15 protein-coding genes are annotated in these 25,012 nt (G+C 44.0%); 6 read left to right on the top strand and 9 right to left on the bottom strand.

Translation table 11 applies throughout. The features are described 5' to 3' along the window. Positions 1-48: 48 nt before the first annotated feature. On the bottom strand, positions 49-606 hold the full coding sequence (locus ABWY16_RS18540) for a hypothetical protein (RefSeq protein ID WP_353906154.1): 558 nt from the start codon (positions 604-606) through the stop codon (positions 49-51). Positions 607-1,057: 451 nt separating this feature from the next. Here ABWY16_RS18540 and ABWY16_RS18535 point away from each other — a divergent pair, with 451 nt between their 5' ends. From ABWY16_RS18535 to ABWY16_RS18520, 4 genes are all read left to right on the top strand, one after another. After that, a complete protein-coding gene (locus ABWY16_RS18535; protein WP_353906153.1) occupies positions 1,058-2,578 on the top strand; it encodes a M1 family aminopeptidase in 1,521 nt (506 codons plus the stop codon). A 126-nt stretch (positions 2,579-2,704) separates the two neighbouring features. Then, positions 2,705-3,295 carry a DUF4142 domain-containing protein gene (locus ABWY16_RS18530; RefSeq protein ID WP_353906152.1) on the top strand — a complete coding sequence of 197 codons (591 nt, stop codon included), beginning with the start codon at positions 2,705-2,707 and terminating at the stop codon, positions 3,293-3,295. Between the two features lie 476 nt (positions 3,296-3,771). Continuing rightward, on the top strand, positions 3,772-6,084 hold the full coding sequence (locus tag ABWY16_RS18525) for a glycoside hydrolase family 3 N-terminal domain-containing protein (RefSeq protein ID WP_353906151.1): 2,313 nt from the start codon (positions 3,772-3,774) through the stop codon (positions 6,082-6,084). A gap of 120 nt (positions 6,085-6,204) precedes the next feature. Then, positions 6,205-7,377 (top strand): MFS transporter, encoded by a 1,173-nt coding sequence (locus tag ABWY16_RS18520; protein ID WP_353906150.1) that lies wholly within the window; start codon positions 6,205-6,207, stop codon positions 7,375-7,377. 4 nt (positions 7,378-7,381) lie between these two features. Here ABWY16_RS18520 and ABWY16_RS18515 read toward each other — a convergent pair whose 3' ends face one another. From ABWY16_RS18515 to ABWY16_RS18480, 8 genes are all read right to left on the bottom strand, one after another. After that, the gene (locus ABWY16_RS18515; protein WP_353906149.1) at positions 7,382-10,759 is read right to left on the bottom strand and encodes a glycoside hydrolase family 88 protein; all 3,378 of its coding nucleotides are present in this window, start codon (positions 10,757-10,759) and stop codon (positions 7,382-7,384) included. 34 nt (positions 10,760-10,793) lie between these two features. Beyond that, a complete protein-coding gene (locus ABWY16_RS18510) occupies positions 10,794-12,269 on the bottom strand; it encodes a glycoside hydrolase family 28 protein (protein ID WP_353906148.1) in 1,476 nt (491 codons plus the stop codon). 14 nt (positions 12,270-12,283) lie between these two features. Further along, entirely contained in the window at positions 12,284-13,222 is a 939-nt protein-coding gene (locus ABWY16_RS18505; RefSeq protein WP_353906147.1) for an alpha/beta hydrolase, read from the bottom strand. Then, entirely contained in the window at positions 13,223-14,233 is a 1,011-nt protein-coding gene (locus ABWY16_RS18500) for a pectinesterase family protein (protein ID WP_353906146.1), read from the bottom strand. Positions 14,234-14,240: 7 nt separating this feature from the next. Further along, on the bottom strand, positions 14,241-15,218 hold the full coding sequence (locus ABWY16_RS18495) for an alpha/beta hydrolase fold domain-containing protein (protein WP_353906145.1): 978 nt from the start codon (positions 15,216-15,218) through the stop codon (positions 14,241-14,243). Between the two features lie 42 nt (positions 15,219-15,260). Further along, positions 15,261-16,772, bottom strand: a complete 1,512-nt coding sequence (locus tag ABWY16_RS18490; protein ID WP_353906144.1) for a RagB/SusD family nutrient uptake outer membrane protein — start codon at positions 16,770-16,772, stop codon at positions 15,261-15,263. Positions 16,773-16,798: 26 nt separating this feature from the next. Beyond that, complete coding sequence (locus tag ABWY16_RS18485) at positions 16,799-20,041, bottom strand: TonB-dependent receptor (RefSeq protein ID WP_353906143.1); 3,243 nt, start codon at positions 20,039-20,041, stop codon at positions 16,799-16,801. Between the two features lie 241 nt (positions 20,042-20,282). Beyond that, entirely contained in the window at positions 20,283-21,434 is a 1,152-nt protein-coding gene (locus ABWY16_RS18480; RefSeq protein WP_353906142.1) for a FecR family protein, read from the bottom strand. Between the two features lie 108 nt (positions 21,435-21,542). Between ABWY16_RS18480 and ABWY16_RS18475 the strand changes: the two genes are divergently transcribed. Together ABWY16_RS18475 and ABWY16_RS18470 are read left to right on the top strand one after the other, a co-directional pair. After that, the gene (locus ABWY16_RS18475) at positions 21,543-22,142 is read left to right on the top strand and encodes an RNA polymerase sigma-70 factor (RefSeq protein ID WP_353906162.1); all 600 of its coding nucleotides are present in this window, start codon (positions 21,543-21,545) and stop codon (positions 22,140-22,142) included. A 161-nt stretch (positions 22,143-22,303) separates the two neighbouring features. Next, the coding region (locus ABWY16_RS18470) for a TonB-dependent receptor (protein ID WP_353906141.1) at positions 22,304-25,012 on the top strand (2,709 nt) is incomplete at its 3' end.

Raw genomic sequence — 25,012 nt, 5'->3', positions numbered from 1 at the left:
AACAAACTGCGATTTTTCAGAAAAGACAGTACTTGCCAGTTTAAACCATTACTTACGTCTGACTGTAAGATTAGCGAAGTCCCCAGGGGAAGTATTTCCTACCCATAAACCTAGCTTTCCTTCATGAAAAGCATTCAATGAATTTACTACTAAACATGGTGTATTTGAGTTAGTGGTATAAACCTTAATTACCTTCCCCTTAACCTCAATCTTAACATGAAACCAGGCACCGGGGTTAATCGCAGGAGATACCAGACCTTCATAAACCCCTGGATGTTCATTTCTTAAACGCTCCCATCCATATTGATTTTCGAAAACATATTGTACCATATGACTCCGTTGGGCACTATCTGTTGCCAGAAAATTGAATGGCCTGAAATAGATCGCCTCACAGGTATCCTTAGATACACCATGAAATGCAATTCCTAAAAAACTACCTTGTTTTACATCTCTACCACGCAAGTCAATTTCAATGGTACCATCAGAAAATCGCAAATCATGTAACCATGCAACCCCATATCCTTCGGCTTCTGACAGCTGAACAGCTTTATCATTTAATTTACGAACCGTTCTGTTTTCCCCTGTGATCACACCTTTCGAAAGCAAAGTGGGCAAATTATAGTTTACACTTTGGGCTAAACAGTTTGAACACAATACTGGTAAGAGCAATATTAAAAAGCATTTACTAACATAGCAGTTAAAGCAAGATTTCGCGGAATAAAGCTTAGATTGATTCATACATGTGGTTTTTTTTTAATCGATCGAAATATATATTGGAAGAAATGTCAATTTTACAATGTCTTCATTTATTCTTTAATCAAATATATAATCTTTGCCTTATTATACAATTGCTGTTTTCAAGAAAGGTGGTTCAGCTTTTAAAGAGTGAAATACAAGCAATTTCGCGACCTTTGTGCAGACTAAAAATTCTCTTTTCACCGGGCATTCATTTTTTAACCTTGGTTAAAGTAATTGAGGCAATGAACGGCGAATTTTGAAGAATGAAATACACCAATAGCCCGGTAGCTGTGGTCAAAAGAATTTCAACTCAACCTCCATGTCAGCAATAATTAATTACTCCCGCTTTAAAAAACACCTATTTTCTTCCCTGGTACTATCATTTTTATGTTCGGTTAGCTTTGCCCAAAGTCAGCTCCCGGCAAACCGTATGGACTATCATTTTTCATGGGATGGAGTGTCTACAATATTAAAAATGGACATAGTTTATGATTCACATGACAAGGACAGCACTGTCTTTGTCTATGGACACCCACGGGCAGGTGGCCAGTCTCACATATTCGATATTTTAGGCAATGTAAATGTTAAGGACGGCGATCATTTAAAGATTAACCCTACTGAACGACAAATAATTGTTCATCACACTGGTCCCGGAATCAAAAGATTGCATGCTGAAATAGATGGAAAATTGCTTTCTGATATGAGCCATGTACTGGCAGACGAAGCCTTCCGCCCAACTATAGACCCAGGTTTTTTATATACAATGGGCTTTCAGGTATTTATGGAAGTTGCAGACACCGCCTATAGCAAAATTGGAATTGTATGGGATAACTATCCTGCAGGGATGCCATATGTAATTTCCACAGATCCGATGGCCAAACCGGGCGATTTACAAGTAGTTCCGTTTACTGAATCAGACAATAAGCTGGTGCTGATGCAAATGAGCAAAGATTTAGTAGTGGACAAATACATGTTTGGTAAAACTCCGCACTATTTACTTACCTCAAAAAGCGACAGCACAGGTGGGCTTCCAGACAAATTGAAAAGTTTCATGAATAAATACATTCCCACTATCAGAAGCTTTTGGGCAGATGATGATGTACCTTTTTATATGATGAGCGCTATACCCCTGCAACATGATGTTGCTCCAACCATGACTGGCATGGGTTTGCCCAACGCCTTTAGCGTGCGGTACCGTGGACCAATGAATCTGGAAAAGACACGCGTTATTGCCCATGAAGTTTCCCACAATTGGGTAGGTGTACGCTTGCAGTACAAGGAAGTTGCTATGGAGAACAATTGGTTTAATGAAGGTTTCAATGATTATATTGCCCTTTATAACCTTAGTGCTTCAGGTTTATTTACTCAGGAAAATTTTCTGGATCATATGAACAAAGGCAATTTAACCGCACATTATACAAGTCCGGTGAGGACCATGCCTGGTGATTCTATACAGGCAAATTTCTTTATAAGCGAATACTACGAAAATTTGCCCTATCAACGGGGATTGATTTATGCCTTCTACCTGGATAACCAGATCCGCCTTGCCTCTAAAGGTAAAAAGACCATCAGGCATTTCTTACTTGCCTTATTTCAATATGACAAGAAGCAGGGTATGCGAAAAATAACTGCGGAAGATTTTTGTGCAGTAATTGCTCCTTACCTGCCAGGTAAAAATGTGGCCGAAGAAATCAAACGCTATATGTTGCAAGGTGAGCTGATTGATTTCAGTAAGGAAAAATTGATCCCCGAGTTTAAAATGACTTTTAACAATGGAGTACCCAATGTATCCTTAACGGCAGGGGCTCAGCTTAATAAGGTTTTTGCTAAAAATTTTTAGATGCCACAATCAATGCCACCGCCAGGCATTCGATAAGAAATATAGCATCACCAAAGGTTGTATGTGCTCCATATGAGAAACAATACCTGTATTATACTGTTGACCAAGTAAATCAACCTAGAAATAATGAATACAAATAACACAGGACGCAGAGATTTTGTTAAGAAATCTCTCACAGGTACAATAGCTATGACTGCAGGATTATCGCTAGCAGCATCATTTCTAAATTTTTCTGATGCAGCAGCAGAGGAAACAACCTTGAGCGGAGATGCAACTGCTTCGAATGAAAAAGAATTCAGAATGGGCGTAATTGGGCCAGCTGAACTTTCACTTGCCACAAGCCAGATTGCTGTAACAAAAGCAACCAATAAAAATGCAAAAGAATTTGCAGGGTTTGAACTGGCGGAAGCTTTAGCTGTTACCGGTGTATTGAAAGATCTTGGTACAGCAGTGCCACCGATGGATGCAAAAGCAAAGGCTACACTTATGAAAATTAAAAATACTCCGGCAGGACCTGAGTTTGATAAAGTATACATTGCGGCACAACTTGAGAACCATGAGTTCTTGCGCGACCTTGCCTCAAGTTATATAAGCAAAGGTAAATTAGCAGGGGCTGCCGAAAATCAGGGCAGGCATTTGGCCACCTTATCTTTAGCGGTATTTAAGGAACATGTTGCTATTACACATAGAATTTTAACTGAATTGGGCGGTAAATAGTACAACTTTATAGCAATGTCATTTAAACAATGGCATTGCTATCTATTTCATTCAACACCTACATTGGCTGTAATTTCAACCTGTTTTAACAGTACATAAACTCAGTTTGAAAACATCCTGAACTCATATTGAACCCGTACCTGATCAGAGGTTGCTGAGGGGTTGCTCAAGGGTCGTTCAGGGTAAATATAGCGGGGCATTCGGCAACCCCTCAGCAACCCCTCACCAAGCCCTGCTGAAATACGAGTTCATTATGGATTCAATAGTAGTTGTTTACGGGTTCATGTACAGGTCAAGTGCCTGTATCATATATTCAAACATCCTGCTAATAGATTGATAAACAACTATAGAATTAAGTAGTAAGAAGATTATTCAGCTGTAAAGTTAACCTAAAATATTATTTTTGACATAGTAATTGAATAATCATCTGAATATATTAATCAGGGAAATTATTCTATCAGATACTTTAATATTTTATGATCAAAAAATATATACTGATAGTTGCATTAAGCACTGCCAGCCTGAAGGGCTCTGCCCAGTTGTACAAAAACAGTAAAGCACCCGTAGCCACAAGGGTAAAAGACCTGATGGCACGGATGACACTGGAAGAAAAAGTTGGGCAGATGAACATGAGCTCATTAAAAGAATCCCTGCAAAGCAATATTGGTTATGGCGTATTGGAAAGTCCTTTCATCACTGCAAAGGATATCGCTTTCGAATCGGCTGAAGCCAAAAAACACGCTTTCGAGAAAACCCGGCTGGGGATCCCCCCTATCCAGATCGGCGAAGGTCTTCATGGCGTTCTTGCAGCAGGATCAACAATTTTTCCCCAGACGATCGGACAGGGATCAACCTGGAATCCAGAGCTGATATACCAGATGGGAGGTATCATTGCAGAAGAAGCTACAACAATGGGGATAGACCAGGCGCTATCGCCTTTGTTTGATCTGATCCGCGATCCAAGGTATGGCAGAGTTGAAGAATGTTTTGCTGAGGACCCATACCTTGTGAGTAAAATGGGCTACGCATTTGTGACCGGCTTACAGGGAATGCCGTCTCAAACTAAGTCTGCCATTGCTCCGAATAAGATTATGGCAACGGCAAAACATTTTGCGGGATACAGTTATGGATTGGGCGGTGTCAACTTAGCGCCCACACCTATAGGAGAAAGGGAATTGCGGACAATGTTCCTGGCACCTTTTGAAGAAATTGTCAGAAAGGGTAATATTTATTCCCTGATGCCATCATACAATGAGATCGATGGGATTCCGGCACATAGCAGTACTTTTCTGCTTGATCAGGTTCTGCGCAGGGAATGGAAATTTAGTGGTTATGTGATTTCGGATTATGGCGCTCTGGCCCAACTCTACAATTTTCATCAGGTAGCCAAAGGTCCTCATGAAGCAGCAGTGCTGGGACTAAATGCCGGGGTGGATGTGGAAGCATCGCGACCAGATGTGTACAAAGACCTTGCAAAGATGCTACGTGCCGGTACGATCAATATAAAACAGATTGATGCTGCTGTAAAAAGAATTTTGACGGCCAAATTCAAAGCCGGCTTGTTTGAAAAAGGACTGGCCGATTCTGCAGGCATAAACAACAAACTCCATACCGCCACGAGTGTAGCCCTATCCCGAAAGATAGCCGAAGAATCAATAGTATTGCTAAAAAATCAGAATAACCTGTTGCCACTGGACGTTAAGAAACTCAAGTCAATTGCTGTTATCGGACCAAATTCGGACAAGGTGCAGTATGGCGATTATAGCTATACCCGCGACAACCGTTCAGGCACTACGGTGCTGCAGGGTATAAGACAGTTTGTGGGCGAAGACATAAAAGTGAATTACGCCCAGGGATGCGAACTCTCGGGACATGACCGTTCTGGTATTGAAAAAGCCGTAGCCGCAGCACAGGAAAGTGATATAGCGGTTGTGGTTTTGGGTACGACAAGTGTAGTATTTCAAGGCATAGGCTGGAACGGGAAAGCAGGAAAAGATGAACCAACCGATCCCTTTACCTGCGGCGAAGGTTATGATGTAACTGACATTGATCCCCAGGGCGTACAGAGAGAACTGCTGCAGGCCATCTATAAAACCGGGAAACCTGTTATCCTTGTTTTAATCCAGGGAAGGCCCTGGAGCATTGCCTGGGAAAAAGAAAATATTCCTGCTATAATTGAAGGCTGGTATCCCGGTGAAAAAGGCGGAAATGCAATGGCAGACATTATTTTTGGAAAAGTAAACCCATCAGGACGCCTGAACATGAGCATCCCACAATCCTCTGGACACATCCCTGTCTTTTATAACTATGTAAATTCCTCAAAAGGAAACAACAGGGAGCCGGGTACGCCCGATAAGCCCGGTCGTGATTACGTTTACTCATCCACTGCGCCCCTCTTTCCATTTGGCTATGGCCTGAGTTATACTGATTTTATTTATTCCGATCTGAAGTTCTCTGCAAAAAGTTTTGGGAAAGCCGGGCAGGTCGAGGTTTCATGCAAAATAAAAAACACAGGAAGCATAAAAGGCAAAGAGGTAGTGCAGCTTTATGTAGGCGAAAAAGTAAACTCTGTAAGCACTCCTGTAAAATCTCTCCGTGGTTTTACTAAAATTGAATTGTTGCCGGGTGAAGAAAAAACGGTCAGATTTAAGATTGCTGAACAGGATATCCAAATCTGGAACAGACAGATGAAACGTGTTACTGAACCAGGAACATTTAAAGTAATGATCGGCAAAGCATCAGACAATATTATTTTGAGTGATACAATTGAATTTACCGGCAATCCCTGAGAGCCGGGGATAAATGTGTGTTATCAGACAACTTATCAGTCATCTGATAACACACATGATTTCCTTCATATACATTACATGAGCTCAAAAGCGAAATTTGATTCGTAAGAGATATTTGTAATGAAGACACCCGCGAAAAACCAGAATGCTTTACTTAACATATTTTTAGGTACCTCATGTTTCCTGCTGATGTTTCAGCTCTACTGCATTGCGCCTTTGCTACCGGCTTACACCGGGGAATTCAATTCGTCGCTTTTAAACATGGCTATCCCCGCCTTTGCAATTCCGTTTGCCACCGCAGCAGCATGCATGGTCTTGTCCCCTTCAACATTTAAGAAACCTCAGTGGTGGATAGCGCTCTCGCTCCTCGCAATGAGTTCGGGTTCCTTATTGCTGAGTACCGTCGGATCTGCAGAAGTTTTCCTTCTCAATAGAATGCTGACCGGCGTCGGCACGGGTACTATGCTCCCATCTGCACTTGTGCTGGCAACCAGATCAGCTGATAAAAAGGAATCGTTCAGCAATATGATAAGAATTATACTGTCTCTGGCCACAGGAATGACCTTTGCGCCCAGCATTGGTGGATGGCTGAATGAATCATTGGGCTGGCGTTCTCTGTTTCAGGTGGTAGGGATGATATCCGCAGTCCTGTGGTTATTGTTTATCATGTTCAACAGAAGAAACAAAAGTATCAGCTACCGGCAGATACGTATGGTTAAGAGAGAATCCAATCTTCATATCATTTGGAAAGGCAGAAAGATCTACAGCTTTGTGTTTCTTTCAGGCGTATTTCATTCAGGGGTATTTGTTTGGATCAGTTACTACTTTACCTTACAATACAAACTGGGGGCATATGATCTGGGTACCGCCTTATTTATTTTCGGGCTGCCTGGATTAACGGTCGCGATACTGCTCTTCCGTATAAATCAGGATACCAGCGGGATCAGAATCCTTTACTCAGGACTTGCGCTGACGATTCTGGGTCTGCTTGTGATGATGCAGCATCTGCCGCTTTGGCTGGCGGAATGTTTACTTGCGTTGATGTCGCTGGGTTTCTCGTTCTCCCAGCCATTGTTTATTGGAATCCTTAAACTTCCTAAGGCTGGCCTTTCTGCCGGCACACTTTTCGCTATTGGCAGCGGAATACTTTTCGCAGGTTATGGCTCAGGTCCGCTTATCATGGCTGCACTTCTTGAATCTCAAAAGTATGCCGGCATAGGTTTTCTGGTTTTTGTGGTTATAGTTATGGCAGGTCTGGGAAGCTACGTTACCAGCGGAACACACCCCGGGTAGCAGACTAAAGTATACTGACCATTGACTTGACCAGATTTCCACTCGTAGGATTGGGCTCATCCGGCTGGCTGCCGCCAACTGAAAACTGAACATTTCCTCTGATTGATTTTTTCGTCCCGTCTGCGTCTACATAACAGAGTTCCTCAGGCGGCAGGACAAATCTGATGCTCCTGGTTTCACCGGCTGCAAGGGACACTCTCTGAAAACCTTTTAGCGCCTTGAGAGAAGTTTTGATCTGTTTGTTTTGGTTGACAAGATATAGCTGGACTACTTCTTCTCCGCTGATATTTCCATTGTTAGTCACCTGTACTGAGATAACTATTTTTTCGCCCTTTCTCACACTTTTTGGGAAAGGCTTTTGCGTGTATTTAAAGCTTGTATAACTTAGTCCGTACCCAAACCCATACAAGGGCTTGCCTTTAAAATAGCGGTAGGTTCTGTTCTTCATGCTGTAATCCTTAAAATCTGTAAGATCACTGTCAGATCTGTAGAAGGTAACCGGCAAACGGCCGGAAGGATTGTAGTCGCCAAACAGGATATCGGCAACAGCACTACCTGCCGCTTGTCCGCCATACCAAGCGTTAAGGATAGCAGGGATATGTTCAGACTCCCAGGGGATTGCAATTGCACTTCCGGTCATCATTACAAAAACTACAGCTTTGCCCGTAGCTTGCAGCTTTTTCATCAATGCAGTTTGTATCTCAGGCAGCATAATCGAAGTCCTGTCCCCGCCCATAAAGCCCTGTTCATTGACAGACATTTGTTCACCTTCGAGCTGTGGTGCGATGCCGCCTACAAAAATAAATGCATCAGCATCCTTGTGTTTTTCTACCAGCAAACCGAAATCGGTTGTAACAGTGCCTTTCGATGTATCGCCTTGTACCAAAATCGTGTTATTAGTAAAATTCACTGCTTTTTCATAGATAACGGTTGAGTTTTTGCCAACCTTTTCCCTGATCCCTGCAAGCACTGTGGTCAGTTCAGAAGGATGTCCATTGTAATTTCCAAGGATCGAAACCGAATTATCAGCATTTGGACCTAATACCACAATCTTTTTCAGGTTTTTACTTAGCGGCAGCGTGCTGTTTTCATTTCGCAGCAACACCATTGATTCGCGAGCCATTTTGAGGGCGTGCTGCCGATGTTCAGGACTCTCCAGAACATTAATTGATGTCTGCGCGTATTTCACCATAGTAACCGGATCAAATAATCCCAGTCTGAAGCGGATCATGAAAAGTCTTTTAACCGAAATATCTATTTGTTTTTCTGTTATACTTCCGTTTTTCACAGCCTGCACCAGTGCCAGATAGGCTTCCTTTCCACAATCGAGATCTGTACCATGCATCACCGCGTCAGCGGCGGCTGCAGCCGCATCCGGATGTGTTTTATGCTGCTTATAAAAGTCGTCTATAGCTCCGCAATCCGACGTTACATATCCCTTGAAATTCCACTGTCTGCGGAGAATATCGGTCATTAAGATATCACTGCCACAACATGGCTGCGTGCGAAAGGCATTATATGCGCACATCACTCCTGCCACTTTAGATTTCACAACTAGTTTTTCAAATGCCGGCAGGTAGGTGTCCCAAAGGTCATATGCAGAGACATCGGCATTAAAAACATGCCTGTCAGGTTCCGGACCGCTGTGTACAGCATAATGTTTCGCACATGCCGCGGCCTTCAGATAACGGGGATCATCCCCTTGCAGCCCACGGACAAATGAGTCGCCCAGGGATGCTGTCAGGAAAGGATCTTCCCCATAAGTTTCCTGTCCGCGGCCCCAGCGTGGATCCCGGAAAATATTGATGTTGGGTGTCCAGTAAGTGAGGCCAAGATATTTTGCCCCGCTTTTCTGATCAGTGATTGCCTTATTATAAATCGCCCTTCCTTCAAGGGCAGAATAATCTGCCATCCTGAAAAGCGCATCCCGGTCAAATGTTGCCGCCATCGCGATAGCCTGCGGAAATACGGTTGTTTTGTATGGCGTGCGGGCTACTCCATGCAGTACCTCATTCCACCAATCGTGTGCTGGGATGCCCAGTCTTGGGATAGCCGGTGCAGCGTTAAGCATTTGTGATACCTTTTCCTCCAGGGTAAGCCGCCCGACCAGGTCATCAACGCGTTTTTCAAAGCTCAGTCTGGTATTGCCAAAGGGATATCTGCTGATGAGTTTTGATGGTCCCGCAGCAGATTTTGTTAAAGCCGGCAAGCGGCTTATTTCTGTAGCGCAGAGAATAAATGCACCCATGCCCTTTGCATCATCAGTGATGACGGGCTCACTCAGGTAATACTGTACAGTGCCGCTTCTGAATGGCGTGCCACCAAGACCAGACACCTGTACTGTTCCTTTCAGATGGAGCCTGCCCTCCCCATCATAAGTCAGGAACTCTTTTTTGATACCTTCAAATCCTCTGTTTACCACAGGAAGATACTCCTGACTGATATAGTTATTGTTTAAAGCTTTGGCCATTGTATAGACAAACATGCATGATGCAGAAGCTTCGGGATAGTTTCCTTTTTCGTCAGATTTATCGAGTACCTGATACCATAGTCCGTTACCGGGCTGCTGCACCTTTCTTATTGCTGCTACATATCTATTCAAAATGGCGATCAGTTCAGCTCTTTTAGGATGATTCTTTGGAAAGAAGTCGAGCACATCCACAAGCGCCATCCCGTACCAGCCCATTGCCCTGCCCCAGAAGTTAGGGGAATTGCCTGTGGTTTTATCCGCCCATTTTTGTTTTTTAGCTTCATCCCAGCCATGGTAAAGTAATCCTGTTTCAGGGTCTCTGGCATGTTTTTCAAGAATGGTAAACTGCCTGGCGATGTCATCGAAATTATCTTCGTGGAACGTGGACGACCATTCTGCATAAAACGGCTCACCCATATAAATACCGTCAAGCCACATCTGATGAGGGTAGACCTTTTTATGCCAGAAACCACCTTCATCGGTTCTAGGATGCATAAGCAGCTGCTTTCTCAGCAATGAGGCCGCTTTCTTATATTTATCAAGGCCGGTAGTTTTATAAAGGAAAAGCAAAGTACGCCCGTTTTTGATATTATCAATATTATAATCTGAAGGGTTGTAACGTCCGATAGTGCCATCCTCCCGTATAAACAGATCCATAATATGACGCATATAGGTGATATATTTCATATCATGGTCCTGTTCATAAATCCGCGTCATACCGTCGAAGAAAACCCCTAAGTCGTACGACCAGGGTACCGGAGTACCCGGTTTATTGCTTAGGGAATCAGGCCATTTATGCATGATTGTTGCAGCCATTTCGCTGGCAAGTGCCAGTGGTACAGCAGTTTTCTTTTGATTATATCCCATTAGAGGAATACCCATGAGCAGTACCAGTAGTATTGATTTATTCATTTTCGGCAAGTAGTTATTAGTAACAATAAAACAGCTAGTGATTAGAAACGGATGGATGTATTTCAGGCTCCAGATATATTCTCTCTAAGCGTACATTGCTGGTATCGATCAGTTTTACCTTTTCGTCAGTACGAAATCTGGAATCAGAAATCAGTATATTCTGCACCTTCATCTCCGGTAATCCCCTGATAAATACTGCGATCTTTGCACCGTCGCAGGTGATATTACTGAAGGTCATATTCCTGAAGATGGGGGTGCCTGCGTTGACTGTTGGTGTTTCATCCCGTTTTCCATCGGTAGCAAATTTCACAAAGTAGTACATATCAAAGAAAATCGCTTCAGAACCGATATCTTTCATCACTATATTCCTGGCAAAGATGTGTTCAACTATGCCACCCCTACCCCGTGTAGACTTGAACCGGAGTCCTTTATCAGTGCCTATAAAACTGCAGTTTTCAATAAAAATATTGTTTGCCCCGCCGCTCATTTCACTGCCGATCACCACACCACCGTGACCGCTGTATACAGTGTTGCCGCGGATGATCCCCTCAGCAGTAGGTTTACCCCTTTTTCTTCCTTCTTCGTCCTTGCCGGATTTGATACATATCGCATCATCACCTACGTCAAGCACACTGTTTTCTACGATGAACCTTCTGCAGGATTCTATATCCATCCCATCTCCATTCTGTGCATATGCAGGATTTTTCACTGTGACACCAGAAATTGTAAGGTCTTCGCACAGTATCGGATGCAGGCACCAGGCTGCAGAATTTTGAAAGGTGACACCTTCAAGCAATACGTTTTTACAATTTTTTAGTACCAGCATATTAGGCCGCAGAAAATCTTTCATATCCGCAAAAGCTGACAGGTCCTGCCCCGGCGCAATCAGCATACTTTTGCCTTTTTGCTGGGCATCTTTGAACTGAACGCTGGGAAACCAGGTTTTGCGGTCATCGCTGAGTACACCACCGCCATCAATTTTTTCTTTCCATTGCGGGGGCGTCAGCTGCGATTGGTTCACGGCACGCCATACATCGCCATTGCCATCAATAATGCCCTGCCCTGTAATGGCTATATTTTTCAGATCACTGCCGTTGATAGGTGATTCGTTCCTGGCTGCACTTTTACCTTCATAGTCTCCGCTGACCATCTTATACTGATTTTTATCTCTGGTAAATGTTAACATTGCACCACGAAGAAGATGCAGGTTAACATTACTTTTAAGGTATATAGGACCAGAAACCCACATTCCTGCAGGGATCACGACTACTCCACCGCCCCCCTTATTGCAATCATCAATTGCTTTCTGGATCATGGCGGTCTTTAAGGCGAAGGCTGATGTGCCCGCAGCGGGAATGATGGTAGTATCGTTTTTAAAAACCGGACGACTGATCACAGGTAGGTTTTCCCAGGAAAAGGTTTTTGATTCAGGCTGCTGCGCCTTCAGCAACATGCTGCTCATTAGTACTGTAAACCCTGTTATAACTAGTTTTGTAGCGTATCTTTTCATAAGAATTGTTGATATCATTTGGTAAGCGTTTCAGGGATAACCGCCATTTCGATCATCCATTGTTCAGCCAGTGCTGTCCAGAGGTTGGCAGAGCCTGGATTGTTTCGCAATGCGATGGCATGCCCGCCCTGCGGAAAAACATGAAAGCTGACTGGCACATTATTCTCCAGCAGTGCTTTGTAAAACAGGAGGCTGTTATGCGGATCGACAGTTTTATCGTTAAACGCGTCTGCGATGAAACATACAGGGGTTTTTGTGCTAACCAGCAGCTGCGTAGAATACTGTGCCTGCAAATCCGGCTTTGCCGGCTCCCCCAACAGGTTTTTCCTGCTGCCCTTGTGTGCGTATTCGCCCATGTCGATGACCGGGGACACCAGCATCATAAAATCGGGACGGGGGGATACTGCATCCAGTGAATCGCCTATTTTAACAATATCACTTTTCGCCGTTCCGGCCAGACTAGCCAGATGGCCGCCGGCAGAGGAGCCCTGCATCCCAATTTTATCCGGCTTGATGCCCCATTTAGCTGCATTGGCACGAACTACTTTTATTGCCCGCTGGGCATCCTGCAGCGGAGCAGCACTGCGATCCTTCAAATCCGGATCATTGGGTAAACGGTAGTTGAGCACAAATGCAGAAATACCCAGGGTATTGAACCATTTCGCCAGCTGCGTACCACTGATTACATAGGCCAAACGCTCATAGCCGCCGCCAGGGCAGATGATAACTGCTGCGCCTTTATTCTCCTGACTGGAAGGAAAAAAACAGTACATACCAGGTGTCGCCACACGGTAAACACGTTCATTTGCGATACTGTCCGCGCGCTTTGATCCTTTCGAATTTGGTATTTTATTTTGTGGATACAGGGGCATGAAATCCTGCGCTACTGCCAGAGCAGAAGACAATGCAATAATTGATGCAGTAAGGAACAGTTCGTTAAGTATTTTTTTCATCTACAGCTTATTAAATTGAGGCACCCATCCCCTGAAAATATTTTTTATCGTGTATTTTTTAACCTCTCCTTTTGAAAGCTGTTTGGCCCAGGGAACGCGCTGTGCTGTAAGCCCTCCTGGCCCCGAACTTTCGTACTCTGCATAAAAGGCAGTTTTGTCTTTATCTGCGAACAGCGGATCACCCGGCCAGGCGTTCCAGCCTTCGGGAATGATATGTGCGCCCATCTTCGTCCTGATAAATACCGTTCTGGCAAAAGGGCGCCATGGTCTGCCCAGGTACACTTTTTTCGCTCCCTCCGCAGCAATCAACTCACAATCAAACAACACATATCCAAACTCCTGTTCTTTGGTGGTGGAAGCAGCCGTAATATAGGAATCGCTGATACTTTTGATAACACAATGATCAAACACAACAGTGGCTTCCCCAAAGATGAAATCTGTGGTCCCTGAAATGAAACAGGACTCAAAGTAGTTCCTGCCATCCTTGGATGTGTAAAGTGTATCCTGATTGCCAAGAATTGAACAGTTTCTTGCGGCAAAGCGGTCTGCTTCGACATGGAGGGCAACTGCCTGGCCTACCTGCCCGGCGGTATTCTCTATCGTCAGGTTTTCCAGCACACAGTCATTGCCCTGCACCAAAACAGTAAAGGAAGTATAAGTACTGTATTTGGTATTTCCCGCCCAATCTTTACCTGGATAAGCTTTTCCTGAGAAATCGGCATTAGTGATAACCGTATGTTCCTTGTCCTCACCTATGATCGCAATGTTTTTCTTTGCCGGGGGGATCACCAGTTTTTCGTGGTAAGTACCAGCCTTCACATAGATGTATACCCGGTATTGCATATGGTCCCGCACCGCATTTACTGCATCCTGAATGGTTTTGTAATCTGCGGATCCGTCCTGGGCAACCCTGAACTGGATGAGCTTTGTTTGCGCCCGGGCGGATAAACCTGTTAACCCGGCGACAAAAAGAATGGCTATAAGACCAAGTTTTGCTAGTTTGTGTTTCATCTATGAATTATTTAAAAACCTTAGCTATGAATGCAGTAATATTGCCCAGCATCGGATCAAACCAGGGCTCATAGAGGCAAAATGAATGCGGAGAGTCCTTAAAATTGACGATCTCGGTGTATACCCCTTTCTGGTCCATCTGCTTTTTCCAGTCGTCCCGCCCGGCATGCATGCGTACCACCGAACTGTTCAGGAATAGAAAGGGCGTGGTGTTCTGCCCGGCATAAGTAAAGGGCGAAGCTTCGGTCCAGAGATCAATCCGCTCCGTTCGCGGATATCCAAACCACATGCCCGAAGCGCCAAAAGTACCGGGGTTCTGTGTTTCCCATGAATCGGGATGCACAAAAGATAATGTTCCGTCAATATCAATCACAGCATTCACTTTGCTTGAATAGCCAACGTTTCCAAAGTCGCCCTCCAGTTTTTTAACTGCTGAAGTAACGCCTGCAAGCGCAGCCAGCTGGCCTCCGGCAGAGAATCCCAGCAGGGCAACCTTGCCTGTATCAACATTAAGACTTTTCGCATTTGCTTTAAGCCATCTTACCGCAGCTTTCACATCAAAAACCGCATTGGGATATAATGCTTCGGTTGACAAACGATATTCTACGGTGAAGGCTGCGATTCCCTTGTCCGCGAGATGCTGTGCCAGAGGGATATGCTGACTGCGGTCGCCCGAGCGCCATCCACCACCATGGACAATCAATATTGCAGGTGTTTTGCCACCCTTCTTATCTCCAGGCAGAAAAGCATCCAGGTGCAGCTCGCGCTCCCCGGTTTTAGCATATACCAAACCCGGTTTTTCCTTCACATTGGCAAACTTCTGTGGCATCACCAGTTTGATGAAAGGATAATTTTTAAGGTTATTGCGGTAGTCTCCAGCGCTGGAATAGGAAGTATCACGAATGCCGGTGAGCCACTGGGTGCTTTGGCCTTTGGCAAAAACTGAGTATATAAGCCCTAAAATTAATATGGAGTATCTTTTCATTCGTATAAGTTAGCTGACGTGTATAATATATTAATATCCCGGTTAATAACCCGTATTTTGTTTCAGTTTAGGATTGGTTGCAAGCTGGGTGGTAGGTATAGGGTACAGACCTTTGGTTACCGGATCTGTAGAAGTTTTAAATGTCCAGGTGGTATTGAAATAGGTCCCAAACCTGATCATGTCCCTTCTCCGGTGGCCTTCCCATAAAAACTCGCGTGCCCTTTCTTCTTCCAGATTTTTCAGGCTGAGGGTGTTCAGACTTGTAGCATTACTGCGGTTCCGTATCTGATTGACCAGCGTTAGTGCCTCCCCTGTATTGCCCGATCTGAAAGAGGCTTCGGCTTTGCTGAGCAATATATCTGCATAGCGGGTTTGAACATAATCGGTATTGCCATATGGACCGGTCCATGTTACGCCATCAGGAACATATTTCAGCACGCGGTATCCTTCATTATCAGCCGCCGCGGTAAAGCTTACACAATTTACAAGGTTAAGTTGTACGCCTTTGCTATCCACGAGTGGTGTGCCGTCAAGTTTAAACTGAGGACCAAATTGCAGCATGTTGATTCTTCTGTCTGCGCTTTCGTATCTGTCCAGTGCTTCCTTTTGGGTGGAGAACCCATTCGCCGGCGCAAAGGGCAGACTGTAGCGGGTTTGATCGAGTGCCGGCTGGCTGTACAGCATATAAGCGTTGCTCCCTGAGTTTTTTGCCGGGTCGATAGAAAAAGCAAAGATCACTTCTTTAGTTTTTCCCTCATTCAGCACTTTAAAATTGTCAACAGTATTTGTTTCCAATGCAAAGGAACCACTATTGATGACATTATTGGACATAGTAATTGCATCATTCCAGCGGGCGGTACCGGTATAGACTTCTGCATTGAGGTACATCATTGCCAGCAGTGAATACACGGCTTCCTTTGTTAAACGCGGATAGTAACTGGCTTTATTGATGGTGCTTGTTGCCGGCAGATCAGCCACTGCAGCCAGCAGTTCTGTCTCTACAAATTTAAAGATGTCTGCTCTTGCTGTAGTTGCCGGTAAATTATTCTGTTCAATCTTCCCTACAGTTACCAATGGAACATTGCCCCAAAAGTCCATCGCATAGAAATACCCATAGGCGCGCAACGCTTTTGCCTCGGCTATCTGCACCTTAAAATTAGCTACTGCGGGAGATGCGTTGAGGCTCTCCAAAACTGCATTGGCAATCCCTATTTCGGAGAATATATTTGTCCAGGCATTTGCAACCGACTGATTATCTGCTTTTACATTGTGCTGCATGATATCGATATTGTTCTGGTCGAACCATCCTCCGCTTGCCCTTCCCGGTACGATAAATTCATCCGTTCCTTCTTCGGAGAGTGTCCAGGGAGCTGATACCCCCTGTACCTGCTGTAAGGATTGATATATCCCTGCTACAGAAGAATTTGCTTCGCCTTCGGTCTGATAATATGTTGCCGGAGAAAGACGACCGAAAGATTCCTCATCCAGTTTTGTGCATGCTGTTGCCAGCAGGCTGATCAGAAAGGCAAATGTTATTTTGTATGATATGTTCATGGTGATCTTCTTTATAAATAGATGAATTATTGAAAGCTGATACTGGCGCCAAGGCTGTATGTACGCGACCTTGGATAACCCAGGTAATCAATTCCCAGTGGCGGTGTACCTGAAGCGGTAACTTCTGCGTTTACTTCGGGATCCAGACCTGTGTATTTTGTAATGACGAAGAGATTTTGCCCCGTTACAAATATCCTCAGGTTTTGAATGTTTTTGCTTTTAACCGGAACCGTATAAGCGATAGTGGCATTGTCCAGACGCAGGAAGGATCCGCTTTCCAGCCAGCGCGAGGAAAAAGCTTTCGGCTGGTTGATGGAAACCCCGTCATTGATTGCTGACTGCAGGGCATTTCTTCCCGGCAAATTGTTTTTATAACCCAGGTTATTGGCGGTACCATTGTAAATCAGGTTACCATAAACGCCTCTGAGGTTCAGTCCCAAAGTCCATGCACCATAACTCAGGTTATGGCTGGTACCGTAAGTGAATTTAGGTTGAGCACTGCCCAGCACCATGTTCCCGGCGGGATCATAAGTTTCGAGACCTGCGGCATTGATTCCAGTAAATTTCCTTCCAAAATATGTTCCCAGTGGATATCCCGGCATGATCAGCTGCGCATAAGCGCCTGAGGCTACAGTTCCCTGCAATGGTGCCTGCTGGATATTACTGCCTTTGTATAGGTCATTGGATAAGCTCAGCACCTTGTTGATGTTTCTGCTGAAGTTCAGACTTGCATCCCAGGAAAACTTACCTTGGGTAATGGCTGTTCCACCGAGCTCAAGTTCAATCCCCTTGTTTTCTACACTGCCCACATTGGCAATCTGAGTGCTCACAACGGCAGGCTGTGGCACTGCGATCCTGAGTAACAGATCTGAAGTTTTCTTCTTGTAGTAATCGAAACTTCCATGCAGCCTGTTGTTGAAGAAACCAAAGTTGAGTCCTACATTCAGCTGTGAGGTTGTTTCCCATTTTAAGTCGGGATTAGCGAACTGCTGAGGCAATACTACTGTGACCCTCTGCCCACCGATAATATAACCGTTGTTGCTTGGCCCCAATGTGGTAATGGAGTTTAAGTTACCGATTTCCTGGTTACCTGTTACACCATAACTTACCCGTAATTTCAGATCAGAGATGGCCTTTACCTTAAAGAATTCCTCCTGTGAAATACGCCAGGCTACAGATCCTGAGGGGAAATATCCCCATTTATGCAGTGCACCAAAGCGGCTGGAACCATCCCTCCTCACAGTTCCTGTGAACAGAAACCGGCTGTCGTAATTATAATTGACACGGCTATACATAGAGATCAGCGTATTGCTTTCAGCCCCGCTTGTGATCTGGTTGATGGTGCTGGCACCTGCAAGGGAATACCATTTGAACTCATCAGACAAAAAGCCCGATGCGATAATCCTGTCGCTTTCGCCATAGAAATACTGGTATGAGTATCCGCCGATCGCATCAATTGAATGTTTGCCAAAGGTTTTATTAAAGCGGAATACAGTTTCCATCAGTTTACTGTAATCGAAAAACTTCTGTACGCTCGTGTAGCCGTTAAATCCATTTCCTATCGGGTTGTCCTTATCGATGTATGAATTACGGTCGGTAGTCTGCCGGGTATAACCCAGGCTTACATTTACACTGAGCGGTTCGATGATTTTGTAGGATGTCTGCAGGTTTCCAAGCAGACGCTGATTGGTTTTCTGATCCTGTACATCTGTAGAAAAAGAGACCGGGTTGATCCTGAAGGGTGGCACGTGGTTATAATTGCCATTGGCGTCAAAAACGGGATAGGTAGGATTAAATACATAGGCCTCGTAGTTCATACTCGTACCGGATTCTCCGCCTACTGTATTTGAAATTGGAGCTGTATTTGATTTATTCTGTCCGTAATTTAGCTTGAGGTCGAATTTTAACCTGTTATTCAGTGCAGTATGCGTAATATTGGTTTGAACATTGGCCTGTTGCAGGTTGGAATTGAGAACGATACCCTGTTGGTTTCCATAACCGAATGATGTGCGGTAAAGTGTTTGTTCCGAACCTCCTGACAGTGAAACACTGTGGTCATTACTAAATGAGGTCCTGAAAATTTCATCCTGCCAGTTGGTATTTGCCCCCCTGTCGGTGAGTGGTAAATTAAGTGAAGTGACAAGGCTCCGGTATTCATCTGCATTTAAAACCTGCAATTTTTTGGCTACCTGTGCTACGCTGATTTGTCCATTGTAGGAAACCATTGGTTTCCCTGCTTTACCGTTTTTAGTAGTGATAACGATCACACCATTTGCACCTCTGGAACCATATATCGCGGTAGCAGAAGCATCTTTGAGCACAGTGATCGATTCAATATCATTTGGATTGAGTGTTTGCAAGGGGTTAATTGGTTCCTGATCGAACACGTCAGTTCCAGTTCCCCGGATTGAAGCCTGGCCTAAACCTGCACTGGTTGAGATCGGAACGCCATCAATTACATATAAAGGATCATTGGAACCAGTCAGTGAAGTACCTCCCCTGATCCGTACTGTATTTGACGTTCCAGGCTTGCCGCTGTTCTGCGCAACATTTACACCGGCAATTTTTCCCTGCAGTAAGGCCTGGGGAGATAGCGATGCCCCTTTATTGAAATTTTCGGAGGTCAAGGCACTTACTGCACCTGTTACATCCTTTTGCTTTTGGGTACCATAACCTACTACTACGATGTCATTCAGGCTGTTATCCTGCATTATCAGACTAACGGATATTGTAGTTCTGCCTTTGACAGGTATTTCCTGAGGTTTATATCCGACGAAGGAAAAAACCAATATAGCATCTTCCGGTACAGTGATCTTGAAATTACCGGAACCATCAGAGATAGCTGTTCCCTGAGCGTTCTTCACTTTAATTGTTGCACCAGGAATGGGTTCGCCTTTTTCATCGGTAACTTTACCACTTACCTGAACATCTTTTGCGCGCACAGCTGTTTCTGGCTTGCCGGGTTGGACATCCTCATTTTTAAGGGTAATGACAATATTGTCTTTTAATATCTGATAAGATAAGGGCTGGTTTTTCAAACAGATATCCAGCACCTTTTTTAAGTCCTCATCCTTTACGCTGATCGTAATGGGTTTAAGTTTGGTAGAGAGGCTGCTGTTATATAATATGTTGACTTTGGTTTGTTTTCTGATTTCGGAAATTACTTCCGTTAAGGACGCATCCCTGACAGAGAGTGATATTTTTTGCGCAAAAATTGAGGCCTTCAGCTGTAGTACAGTGAGGGCGAGCAAGACAAAAGTGAACTTCATCCTTAGTAAAATTTGTGACAAAAGGTTGCTCTTATGCCTGATTCTAGATTCAGCATTTTTTTTATACATTTGGTTACTTAGGTTAATTTGAGTTGATGTTAGAATTATACTGGATTTCCTAATTTGTCTCTCCGGAGACAATCATCGGGGGGTCCTGCAAGACTCCCTGATTTTTTAGGGCGATGTTGTTATTCAACCTTTTTCAGCCATGGCAATCGATTGCCAAACGGGCTAAAAAAATTTAATCTGTCACTGTCACCCTCCTTCCCTTGACATCAAATTTGAGATTACTGATCAGTTCAAAGCTTTTAAGCAGGGCTGCCAGATCTGAGGATTTGGAGAACGTTCCGCCCAGGCGCACCTGCGCTGCGTTTTTATAGGTAACATCTACATCATACCAGCGGCTGATCAGTTTCATAATCACCTGAATATCCTCATTTTCAAAAATAAAATAGCCATTTTTCCAGGCCATTACCTGGTCCACAGCTACCTGATGGATTTCAATTTCACCGCTGCTTCTGGCAACGGTTGACTGTCTGCCAGGAGCAAGCAACTGGGTCTTTCCTGAAAGCTGGTTACTTACTTTTACACTACCTTCAAGCAGAGTAGTAGAGACAATAGCCTCATCTTTGTATCCTTTGATATTGAAATGAGTACCCAGCACCGTAATTTCCTGGTTTGCTGTGGTTACTTTAAAGGGCATTGTACGGTTATGTGCAACTTCGAAATAGGCCTCACCTGTAAGTTCTACTTTCCGGTATTTACCTGCAAAGGATGTTGGATAGCGGAGACTCGATTCTGCATTGAGCCATACCCTTGTACCGTCTGGCAATGCCACTTCATACTGACCGGCACGGGGAGTTGCAAGCGTGTTATACACAGGTTTACTATGGTTAGTATTTGTGTTGTACACCAGTTTGCCGCTGGCAGATTTATAAATTTGCGTACCGGCCTGGTTGCCAACGTAACCCAGTGGCTGATCATTGAGGCTAAGCTGCTCACCGTTACCGATGGTGAGAATTGCACGGTTTCCGCCTGGGGCAGTGGTATTCTTTGCGAGGTTTGAAGTTTGTTGAACCGAATCAGCCGCATGATCATTCTGAAAAAGAAAGGCGACAGAAAACATCAGCAGTAAGGATGCAGCAATGCCGTAATAAAAATATCTTTTTGTTTTCTGCTCTCTGGCAAGTTTTTGATTAAAGCGTTTAAAGAGTTTTTCTGAAAATTGTTCTTCTCCGCCAGATTCCTCTACCCAGTTCTTAAATTCCAGGGGATCCACTTTTAATGAATGAAACCACTCATCAAGCTCTGCCTGTTCCCTGACCGAAATCTTACGTTTCTGCAAACCATTCAATAGCGTGGCTATGCGCTGAATCTTTGTTGGCTTTTTCACAATATTTATACTTGGTTGTATAGGTAATACGCTCTAGTCAGGGCCAGCCGTTACTCAATATTAATTTTTTTTTTCGAAACAGGTTAACTACATTAGCCTTAACCAAATATCAAACTTATCAAACCACAAGACAGCATTACAGATCTTCAGCTCATTCAGCTCTGGCAGGATGGCAGTACTGATGCCTTTGAAACTTTATACCGAAGGTACAGCCTTAATTTGCTGGCTATAGCCCTGGATAAAACCCGGGACAGGGAACTGGCAGAAGAACTGGTGCAGGATACTTTCATTTCTTTTTACAACAGTAAGGTGTCAGTAGGTAAAATGACTACACCAATGGCCTTTTTGTATATTATTTTAAAAAATAAGATCCTCAGTCTTCACCGCCGCAACCTGGTACAACAGCGCTACCAGAATCTTTTGAAACATAGTTATAGTGAAGCGGATGAACATACACAATCATTGATCGAGACGCGTGAACTGGAAAGGCTACTGAACACAGAAATTGAAAAACTTCCGGATCAATGCCGCAAGGTCTTTCAGCTTCGCAGACAAGAGTCGCTAAGTAATAAACAGGTGGCAGAACAATTATTGATCTCAGAAAACACTGTAGAACAGCACATGAGAAAAGCTTTAAGATTACTGCGGATTGCTTTTGTAAAACACGATGTTCTTGTCCTCTTATTTGTGTTGGAACGATATCTTTAAGGCATCAGCATTGCTGTGCCCGCTGGATAAACGCGATAAGACTACTATAATACGAGATAAGACACCAGAAATATGCGACTAATTCATTTCTTAATATAAATACCGAATCTTCTTAACACTAAAGCAACATCTTCGCATCGTAACCAATTTAACAAATAATTATGATACGAAATCTACTGATAATAGTAGTCTTGCTGTGTTTCGGCCTGAAGAACCCTGTTTCTGCCCAAACTACTCAAGCATCCATTTTTGGAGTTATTACTGACCAGTCCAAAAAACCTATTCCCGGAGCCTCTGTGCAGGCAAGAAACAGTGCTACTGGTTTTACCACCAGAACTGTAACTGATAAAGAAGGTAAGTATACTTTTAAGGAGCTTCCTTTGGGTGGCCCCTATGCTGTAAAAGTGATATATATGGGCTATGGCGAACAAACCATGTCAGTTTTGATGCTCAACTTTGGTGATGCGGTAAGAGCGAATGCAGAAATGCTGGAAGCTTCACAAAACTTAAAAGCAGTTGAAGTAGTAGGTACAGGTCTTCAGAACAAAGTGAAAAACTTTGGTGCATCTACTGAAATTTCCGCTAAAACGATGAACCAGCTGCCGATCAACGGGCGTAACTTCTCTAACTTAATGGATCTATCGCCATTGAGCCGCGGCAGTGGTATCTCAGGTCAGCTGGCATCATCTACCAACTATACGATTGATGGTATGAACGCTAAAAACCCGACCTCCTCAGGAAGTACAACCAGCCGTAGTGGTGCACCTTATTCTATATCTATAGAAGCAGTTCGTGAGTTTAAGGTAGTAACTAACCAATATGATGTTACTTACGGTAGAGCTGGTGGTGGTTCAGTAACAGCTGTTACCAAATCAGGAACCAACACTGTTAGCGGAAGTGCATTTATGTACGGAAGAGCAGACTGGTTATCTAGTCCATATGACATCAGAGGTATCAAACGTGATAACGACTTCTCTACTTATCAGTACGGATTTACTTTAGGTGGTCCGATTATCAAAGATAAACTGCATTATTTCATCGGTTTAGACCACCAGAAAGAATCACGTCCACTGATCATCGCGGATATAAACGGTGCTGAAGATGAAGCAAGGTTCAGGGTTACCAACAGTACTTTATCCAGATTTCTTGATATCGCCCGTGCTAAATACGGAGTTGCAAACACTCCTCAGTACGGTACGTTCGACAAGAACCGTGGCAGTGACGCAGCATTTGCCCGTATCGACTGGCAAATTAACGACCGCAACTTATTAACGGTTCGTGATAACTACACGAATGACAGAAACCCGCTGGGCCTGGCGGACAATACTGCGATCAACCTTTATGAAAGTTACGGTAATGATAAGAACGTTGATAACAGTTTACTGGCGACATTACGTTCCACTATTACCCCTAAAATCACCAATGAGTTAAAAGTACAGCACTTGTATACTTTCCAGGCAAGTACACAAAACGATGAGCTTGGATTTTCCATTCCAAGAGCTATCGTGAACAACGTTCAATCAACATTGGCTGACGGTTCAACAGCTGCGACTGCAATTCAGATCGGTGGCCACCGTTTTGGTCAGGAAGGATTTACCAACAATGTATTCCAGCTGGTAGATAACCTGTATTACAACACTGATAAAATCAACTTTACTTTTGGTGCGGACGTAATGTATACACGTGCTAAATCACTGTATGGCAGCGAGGTTAACGGAAGATTCGAGTTTACAAACTCAGCGGCAGGTTCATCACTTGACAACTTTAATAACCTGACTCCAAACAGATATTACCGCGAGGTTCCTCTGGTAGCTGATCCTACGGTAAGAGCAGGAATCTGGAATGCAGCGTTATATGGACAGATGCAAACTAAATTAGCTCCGGGCCTGGATTTCACAGGAGGCCTGCGTGTTGATTACAGTGCATACCCAACCTCCCCGCTCAATCAGAAATTGCTGGATGAAGTTGGAGTAAGAACTGACAACAAGTTGAAACAATTCCTGGTACAGCCAAGGATCCAGTTTGACTGGGATATCAACGAAAACAGGACTGACTTTGTACGTTTTGGAGCTGGTATCTTTGGATCTGACGTAAACAATTATGTTACTATCAACAACTTAACTTTCGATGGTACACACCTTGCAACAGTAGATGTAATTAACAACGACGTTCCTACACCAAACTTTGCAGGATACAGAAACGGTACTGCTACAGCTCCAACATTGGCAGCCCTGCAATTACCAACCATTAATACCTATGCAGAAGATGCAAAAATCCCGGTAGTATATAAAGCCAACTTATCCTACAGTAAATTAATCACCAGTTCACTAAAAGTGGGTGTTACCGGTTATGCCACATTGGGAAGAAACAACTACATGTATGTTGACAGAAACATGGCCGCAAATGCTTTTTTTACCTTGCCTAATGAAGACAACCGTGGTGTCTTTGTACCGACTATGCCAAGCAATGGTTCTCCCGACTGGAAAACCGGCCGTATCAGCAATAGCTTTGGCCGTGTGCTGGAGCTAAACAGTAAAGGTAAAGTAAACCAGTTTGCCGTTGTTCTTGATGCAACCTGGAGATACTTTAAGGATGGTGAAATTACTGCAAGTTATACCTGGAATGATACAAAAGATAATACTTCATACAATGGTAACGTAGCCAACTCGGCAACGCTGTCCCTTCCGGTGAAAGATGATCCGAGAAACCTGAGCAACATGACTTATTCTGATAACCAGTTCAGAAACAAAATTGTGGTTTACGGCACATTTCCATCATTTTATGGTGTAACCGTGGCGGTTCGTTATTCAGGAATCGGCGGTACACGTTATAGCTTAATATCAGGCGCAAACAACAATGGTGACTTTGTG

Origin of the sequence: Pedobacter sp., assembly GCF_040513095.1 — a bacterium.
Classification (GTDB): Bacteria; Bacteroidota; Bacteroidia; order Sphingobacteriales; family Sphingobacteriaceae; genus Pedobacter.
The sequence above is the reverse complement of the archived record's forward strand: the minus strand, read 5'-3'. Positions and strand labels throughout refer to the sequence as shown.